The sequence below is a fragment of the Lachnospira sp. genome, from assembly GCF_016290755.1.
GTDB lineage: Bacteria > Bacillota > Clostridia > Lachnospirales > Lachnospiraceae > Lachnospira > Lachnospira multipara.
Map to the genome: position 1 here is coordinate 20,833 of NZ_JAEEVD010000034.1, position 7,361 is coordinate 28,193.

Below are 7,361 nucleotides of genomic sequence, written 5' to 3' on the forward strand. Positions count from 1 at the left end.
ATTGTTTATAATTTGATAATTGTCAAGAAACATTTATAGATAACATATTGAAAAATATTAGGAGAAGTTATGGCAAAGAAACTAAGCGCGTCTAAAAGGAATGAAATCCTTAGCGGAAATTTGGTCAAGGCGATTTTAACCCTTGCAATTCCTGTTATGATTAACAGCTTTATTCAGAGTATGTATAATCTGACAGACACTTACTGGCTTGGAAAGATTGGTACAGATAGCCAAGCAGCAATCACTTTAGTATCGCCTTTTCAGAATATATTGATTAATTTTGGAAATGGTTTTACTACAGCAGGTGCGATTTTAATAGCCCAATATTTAGGTGCAAGAAAGGATGAGGAGGCCAACTCCATGGCTAATCACATTTGTCTTACAGCTTGGGGCTTTTCTCTTGTGTTAGCAGTATTTTGCTATCTTATATCTCCAGGCCTTGTGGCTTGGCTTGGTGCAAGTGGCGATATTTATAGATTTGGTTTAACTTACATTAGAATAGTAGTTTTGGATTTACCATTCCTATTTACTATTAATTTGTTTACCTCGGTTAAGCAGTCTCAGGGAGATACCATAAAACCTATGTTACTTAACACTTTAGGTGTTGCAGTAAACTTAGTTCTTGATCCTTTATTCCTTATGGTTTTTGGATGGGGAATTATGGGAGCAGCCCTTGCGACATTACTTGCAAAGGTGCCATGTGCAATCGTTGCAATATTTATCCTTTCAAGAAAGACTCAGTTAATACGAATTAACTTTAGAGGCTTTAAGCTAGACATTAACAAGGTGTCTAACATTTTCAAAATTGGACTTCCAACCTCTATCGGTGGTAGTACAATGCAGTTTGGCTTTATGCTTATGACTAAAAATGTAGCTGTTTACGGTACTATGGCCACTGCGGCTTACGGTATCGGCAATAAGATTAACTCTCTTATTACAATGCCGGCAAACGGTCTTGGTTCAGCTATTTCTACAATCGTTGGTCAAAATATCGGTGCAGGTAATAAGGAGAGAGCGGATAAGGCTTATCACATTACCTTAAGAATTGGTGCGGTTTTCCTTTTCATATTTGGTATGCTTTTATCTAGAAGACCTATTGCCACTTTCCTTGTAAAGATATTTACTAGTGATATGGAGGTTGTGCCTCTTGCAACGGACTTCCTATCTATAATGGCAGCTTGGTGTTTTACTAATGCATTTTACAATGTAACTCAGGGCCTCTTTAATGGTAGCGGCCATACCTTAGTTACAATGCTTGTTGATGCATCAAGAATTTGGATTTTTAGATTTTTAACTCTATGGGTTTGCTCAAGTATTCTTCACATGGGCGTAGAATCTGTATGGTACGCAGTTGTTGTATCTAATGCAACATCCGCTGTAATCCTATATATTCTCTACTGGACAGGCCTTTGGAAGAGAGAAGTAATAAAGATAAAAAGGTAGTTTGAACGCAGTGTAAGCAATCCCCCGCTTCAAAAGCGTAAGCTTTAAGCGGGGGTATAAAGCTTACTAGGCATAAAGTGCCACTGCGTTCATGAAGAAGTAGCGAAGCGGATTCCGAATGTCCGCTTTACTGTTATAGATACTAGATAGTAATTAATTAAATTGTTCTAAAATAAATACAAAAACCTTGCAAATAAAAAAGTGATTTAATATAATAGACGTGGAGTGTATCATGTATACACGATACGTCTATTTGCTTTTTACGGGGAAATTTTAAGCAAATAATGAGTTTTTTAATTAGGAGTAACTATGGAAAGTGTTAGGCTAAAGGCTAGAGCTAAGATTAATCTTGGCCTTGATGTCGTTGGAAGAAGAGAAAACGGATACCATGATGTAAGAATGATTATGCAGACAGTGGGTATCTATGACAGACTTGTTGTAACAAAGATTGAAGAAGATGAAGTAAAGATACATACTAATCTAGGATTTTTACCGGTTAATGAGAATAACCTTATATATAAAGCATTTATATTAATGAAGGAAACTTACGGCTTTAAAGGCGGAATTGAAGTTGACTTAAGAAAATTTATTCCAGTATCGGCTGGTATGGCGGGTGGAAGTACAGATGCGGCTTCTACTTTATTTGCAATTAATAAGTTATTTTACCTGGGTCTTAATTTAAGACAGCTTATGGAATTAGGCGTAAAGCTTGGTGCAGATGTTCCTTATTGTTTACTTAGAGGAACAGCCCTAGCAGAAGGAATTGGTGAGGAATTAACTACTCTTAGACCAATGCCAGATTGCCATATTGTTATTGCTAAGCCACCTATTTCAGTATCTACAAAGCTTGTTTATGAAAAGCTTGATTCTGATGAAGTGGAAATTAAGCACCCTGATATTGATGGGATTATATCTGGACTTGAGGTAGGAGACCTCTATGAGGTTGCTTCAAAGATGGGAAATGTGCTTGAACAAGTAACAATTCCTATGTATCCGGTTATTGATACAATTAAAAATGATATGTTAGAATGCGGGGCTCTAAATGCCATGATGAGTGGTAGCGGACCGACAGTATTTGGACTTTTTGAGGATGAGGAAAGAGCTAAGGCTTGTCAGGAAATTTTAAGACAAAAGCAGGATGCAAGACAGGTCTACATTACAGACGTATTCAATTTAGTAAATGGAGGTAAAAAATGAAAGGCGAGTTAAAGATGGATGTAAGTGAGTATTTACCACTTAGAGATGTTGTATTTAATACATTAAGACAGGCTATTTTAAAGGGCGAGATGGAACCAGGCGAAAGACTTATGGAAATTCAATTAGCTCAGAAGCTTGGAGTTTCAAGAACTCCTATTCGTGAGGCTATTAGAAAGCTTGAGCTTGAAGGCCTTGTAATTATGATTCCAAGAAAGGGCGCTGAAGTCGCTCATATTACTGAAAAGGATATGAAGGACGTACTTGAGGTAAGATCAGCTCTTGAGGAATTAGCTGCAACTCTAGCTTGTAGAAATGTAACAGCTGATAGATTAAATGAATTAAAGGCTGCCAATAAGGTATTTGAATCAGCAATCGTTTCAAAGGACGTAGTTGCTATTGTTGATGCCGATGTAGCTTTCCATGATATTATTTATGCAATGACAGAGAATGCTAGATTAATTCAGATTATTAATAACTTATCTGAGCAAATGTATCGCTACAGACTAGAATATGTTAAGGACGCAAGAACACATTCAATCCTTATTTCTGAGCATAATGATATTATTAGACAGTTCTCAATCCGTAATGTTGATGAAGCTAAGACAGTAATTAGACAGCATATTAATAATCAGGAGAAGGGAATTATTAGATTACTTAATAGATAATTATAGTAGGGAATATGAAGAATAAAGAAAAAGTATTTGTTAAAATCAAGGGAATGTATGATGACCCTTTTTCTATAGATATAGATGAAGGATTAAGTGACCCAATGCTTATTAAAGATGCAGAACTTGTTGAGATTCCTAATCTAAATGATAATGAAGTAAGAGATGAGGAAACTAAGAAGGATAACGATGACGAACTTGAGGTGATTCATCTTGGCCATTATGGAGTGCTTAATGGAAGCGAATATATCAAGTTTGATGAGCTTGATGAGGATTCAAATGTAATTAAGAATACCATTAAAATTGCATGTAATGAGGACGGTTCTCAGGTTGTAGAACTTATTAAAAAGGGCTATTACTCAACACATATGATTTTTCAGGCTGGAAAGAAGAATACAACCGCTTATGAAACACCTTTTGGTAGTTTGTTAATTGGTATTTATACTAAAAATTTAAGAATAAAAAGAGAAGAGAATAGAATTGCAATCAAATTAAATTATTCACTAGATGTTAATTACAATACAATATCTGAGTGTAATGTGGAAATATGTATAACTAGCAAACTAGAAGAGGAAATTTAACTCAGTCGGAGAACAAGCTCCGACTGAGTTAAACGCTCCGCGAGGATGCGCACGGATTCGGATAGGAATTTGTCTGCTGAAGCAGACCCGAATCCGGCGCGCAAGACTCGCGAGCGAGTCTTGACTAGCAAAATAATAATAAATTTCGATGCTTTTCAATGCCTAATAGTCATGCTATAATATTTTAGGCGTCAGATTTGATGCAGTTTTATAATGTAGGAGGAAGTACACCATGCCAGTTTGGCTCATAGTTTTATTGGCTGTTTTAGCCGTTGTTGTAGTTGCACTTATTGTGCTTGTTATTGTTGGAATGAAATTACAGAAGAAGCAGGCTGCTAATCAGGAGCAGATTGATGCTGCTAAGCAGGTGGTTTCTATGTTAGTTATTGATAAGAAGACCATGAAGATGAAAGATGCTGGATTGCCTAAGATCGTTTTAGATCAGACACCTAAGTATCTTAGAGGTCGTAAGATGCCTATCGTTAAGGCAAAGGTTGGCCCACAGGTTATGACACTTTTAGCTGATCCAAGAGTCTTTGAACAGATTCCTGTAAAGGCAGAAGTTAAGGCAGAAGTAAGTGGTATCTACATCGTAGGTATTAAGTCAGTTCGTGGTGGTAAGATTGCTGTAACTGAGAAGAAAAAGAAGGGCTTCTGGAAGAAGGTAGCTGATAAGGCTAACGAAACAGTAGAGAAGAACAATAAGGCTACTGCTAAGAAGAACAAGAAGAAGTAATTTAACTCAGTCGGAGTACAAGCTCCGACTGAGTTAAACGCTCCGCGAGGATGCGCACGGATTCGGATAGGAATTTGTCTGCAGTAGGAACATCAGCCATTAGAATTTTGCTTCGCAAAATAAGGCTGACGCTAAGTAGCAAACACGGAGTGTTTGCTACATTTGAAGCAGACCCGAATCCGGCGCGCAAGACTCGCGAGCGAGTCTTGACTTACAAATATAATAAGAGCTTTGGAATTGAGAAAACTCAAATACCAAAGCTCTTTTTTATATTTCTTTTTTGTTTTTGTAAAGTCTTATTATAAAGTTTTATTACTTAAATTCTTCCTGATGCTTGTTATAATTTTCAAGAATAATATTATAGACCTTACTTGGAATTTCCTTCTTCTCATCACGACTCATGCTAGTCATATCTATAGGCTCTAAGAATTCAATTCTTGTGTGAGTCCTTTTAATAAATGGGAAGTGGGCTTCAAAGATCTGATCTGTATTATTCTGAACCATAGGAATAATCTTACAGCCAGACTTTTCAGCTAATTTAAAGGAACCTGTGTGGAATTCCATCAATCCATCACCGCTGTTTCTTGTACCTTCTGGGAAGATAACAATAGAAGTTCCGTCTTTAATATAGTCGATACCTCTTAAAATGGTCTTTAACCCTTCCTTAATATTATCTCTATCAAGGAATGGACATCTAAGTAATCTCATCCATTGTCTAATAATAAGGATTCTATTCATTTCCTTTTTAGCAACAAAACCAGTCTTTAATGGAACCAATGTATATCCTATTACTACATCGAAGTAGCTTCTGTGATTACCTACAAAAAGTACAGCCTCGTCTTTAGGAATATTTTCAAGACCAACCACTTCAGTCTTGGTGCCAGATAGGAATAAAATCACTTTAAAGACGAACTTAACTAGGGTGGCTGCGTAGACCTGGCTAGCGCCACGATTAATTTTAGAAATTATATAGCCTATTGGAAGTAAGATTATGCTTAAAATGCAGTAAAATACAATCCAAATAAGCACTAAAAGAACACGAATCATATCATTCTCCTTAATTTTTTATCAACTTAATTATACCTTTAGTTTGTAGATTTTAAAAGCGTTAAAACTAGTATTTAAGAAAAGAATTGGGCTTTATAAAAATTAGTTTAATCGTTGAAAAAAATGTGAATAACCTTTTAAATAATTATGAAATATGGTATAACTAAAAAAGTCCACGCATGTTTGATTAAACGGGGTCTAGCAAAGGAAAGACGGATGTTTAATTGGGGCCGTAGGAAAGATTTTCCTATGACAATAGAGAAGATAGAACTTGCTGGTATAAATTAAATAATAAAGAGGAAATGGTGGAATTATGAAGAGAAGATTCATGGGCATTATGCTCGCAGCTACTTTAGCAGCATCTTTAGTAGCTTGTTCTAGCAAAGATAGTTCAACAACAACAGCAACATCTACAGTTAATTCTGAAATTACAGCAGAGGAGTATGCAGATACAATCGTTGCTAATGCTAACATTTATAAGAACTATGTAACTATTAATTCAGAGGATTATTTAAATCGTGAAATCGATGTTGACACATCCTCATATACAGTTTCAGATGATGATGTTAACAGTCAGTTAGAGACACTTCTTGAACAGCTTACAGAGACTGAGAACGTTTATGAAGGTGAGACAAAGGAAGGCGATGTAATCAACCTTGATTATTCAGGTAGTTTAGATGGCGTCGCATTTTCAGGTGGTACAGCAACTTCATATACATATACAGTAGGTTCAGGAGCATTTATTGATGACTTAGATCAGGGTCTTATTGGCTTAACAGTAGGTCAGACATATGATATTCCTTGTACTTTCCCATCTGACTATTCATCAACAGATTTAGCAGGTAAGAGCGTTATCTTTACAGTTACTGTTAACTATATTGAGAAGGACGTAGTTCCTGAATTAACAGATGACTGGGTAGCAACTAATGCTTCAACACTTGGTTATGATGGATGTACAACAGTTGAGGAATTAACAGCAGCAGTTAGAGCTAATCTTGAGAAAACAGCAGCATCTAACCTTGTTAGTGCAAAGTACAGCGCTGTATATGCTTTAATTACAGAAAACTTAGAGGTAAATGATTACCCAGCTGATGAATTACAGCAGTTACTTGATACATTAAATGATAATATTCAGTCTGAATTTGATACATACGGTTCATACTATGGAATCACAGATTTAGAGACATATATTACAACTGTTTATGGCTTTGAAAGTACAGACGCTTTCAATGAATATGCAGATGAGTATGCAAAGAGCTACTTACTTGAGAAGATGATTATAACAATCATTGCAGCAGATAATGATATTACAGTTACTGCTGATGAAATCAATACAACAGGTGAGGAATTAGCATCTTACTATGGTTATGATAACTATGATGCAATCTTAAGCGAATACGGTAACGAAATGAATGCTGAAATTGGTTACCAGTGCTTATATACTAATGTAACAAACTTCCTTGCTGACAATAGCGTTTTAACAACTACAACAGCTGAATAATAAATATGTGTTTATGCACTAGGCCTTAGGGTCTAGTGCTTTTTTTAGTTTTTGATAATGTGAATTTTGAACGCAGTGTAAGCAATCCCCCGCTTCAAAAGCGTAAGCTTTAAGCGGGGGTATAAAGCTTACTAGTGTCAGAAGGGGTTAAAGCCCCTTCTGACAGGTGGCACAAAGTGCCACTGCGTTCA

Annotated in this window: 7 protein-coding genes; 6 read left to right on the forward strand and 1 reads right to left on the reverse strand. The window is 36.1% G+C overall.

What is annotated here, in order from left to right:
* The first annotated feature begins 69 nt into the window (after positions 1 to 69).
* The 5 genes from QVA17_RS08810 (at position 70) to QVA17_RS08830 (ending at position 4,622) form a co-directional block, all read left to right on the forward strand.
* Positions 70 to 1,443, forward strand: coding sequence for an MATE family efflux transporter (locus QVA17_RS08810; RefSeq protein ID WP_287388060.1), 1,374 nt, complete (start codon positions 70 to 72; stop codon positions 1,441 to 1,443).
* A gap of 309 nt (positions 1,444 to 1,752) precedes the next feature.
* Positions 1,753 to 2,640 (forward strand): 4-(cytidine 5'-diphospho)-2-C-methyl-D-erythritol kinase, encoded by an 888-nt coding sequence (gene ispE, locus QVA17_RS08815; protein ID WP_287388062.1) that lies wholly within the window; start codon positions 1,753 to 1,755, stop codon positions 2,638 to 2,640.
* Positions 2,637 to 3,305 carry a GntR family transcriptional regulator gene (locus QVA17_RS08820; protein WP_287388065.1) on the forward strand — a complete coding sequence of 223 codons (669 nt, stop codon included), beginning with the start codon at positions 2,637 to 2,639 and terminating at the stop codon, positions 3,303 to 3,305. The genes ispE and QVA17_RS08820 overlap by 4 nt, the downstream gene beginning before the upstream one ends.
* A 14-nt stretch (positions 3,306 to 3,319) precedes the next feature.
* Positions 3,320 to 3,886, forward strand: coding sequence for a DUF1934 domain-containing protein (locus tag QVA17_RS08825; RefSeq protein WP_287388068.1), 567 nt, complete (start codon positions 3,320 to 3,322; stop codon positions 3,884 to 3,886).
* A gap of 232 nt (positions 3,887 to 4,118) precedes the next feature.
* Positions 4,119 to 4,622 (forward strand): hypothetical protein, encoded by a 504-nt coding sequence (locus QVA17_RS08830; RefSeq protein ID WP_287388071.1) that lies wholly within the window; start codon positions 4,119 to 4,121, stop codon positions 4,620 to 4,622.
* 312 nt (positions 4,623 to 4,934) lie between these two features.
* On the opposite strand, the gene QVA17_RS08835 is transcribed toward QVA17_RS08830, so the two are convergent.
* The gene (locus QVA17_RS08835) at positions 4,935 to 5,669 is read right to left on the reverse strand and encodes a lysophospholipid acyltransferase family protein (RefSeq protein WP_287388073.1); all 735 of its coding nucleotides are present in this window, start codon (positions 5,667 to 5,669) and stop codon (positions 4,935 to 4,937) included.
* Positions 5,670 to 5,982: 313 nt separating this feature from the next.
* On the opposite strand from QVA17_RS08835, the gene tig reads away from it, so the two are divergent.
* Positions 5,983 to 7,170 carry a trigger factor gene (gene tig / locus QVA17_RS08840; RefSeq protein WP_287388074.1) on the forward strand — a complete coding sequence of 396 codons (1,188 nt, stop codon included), beginning with the start codon at positions 5,983 to 5,985 and terminating at the stop codon, positions 7,168 to 7,170.
* Positions 7,171 to 7,361 lie beyond the last annotated feature (191 nt).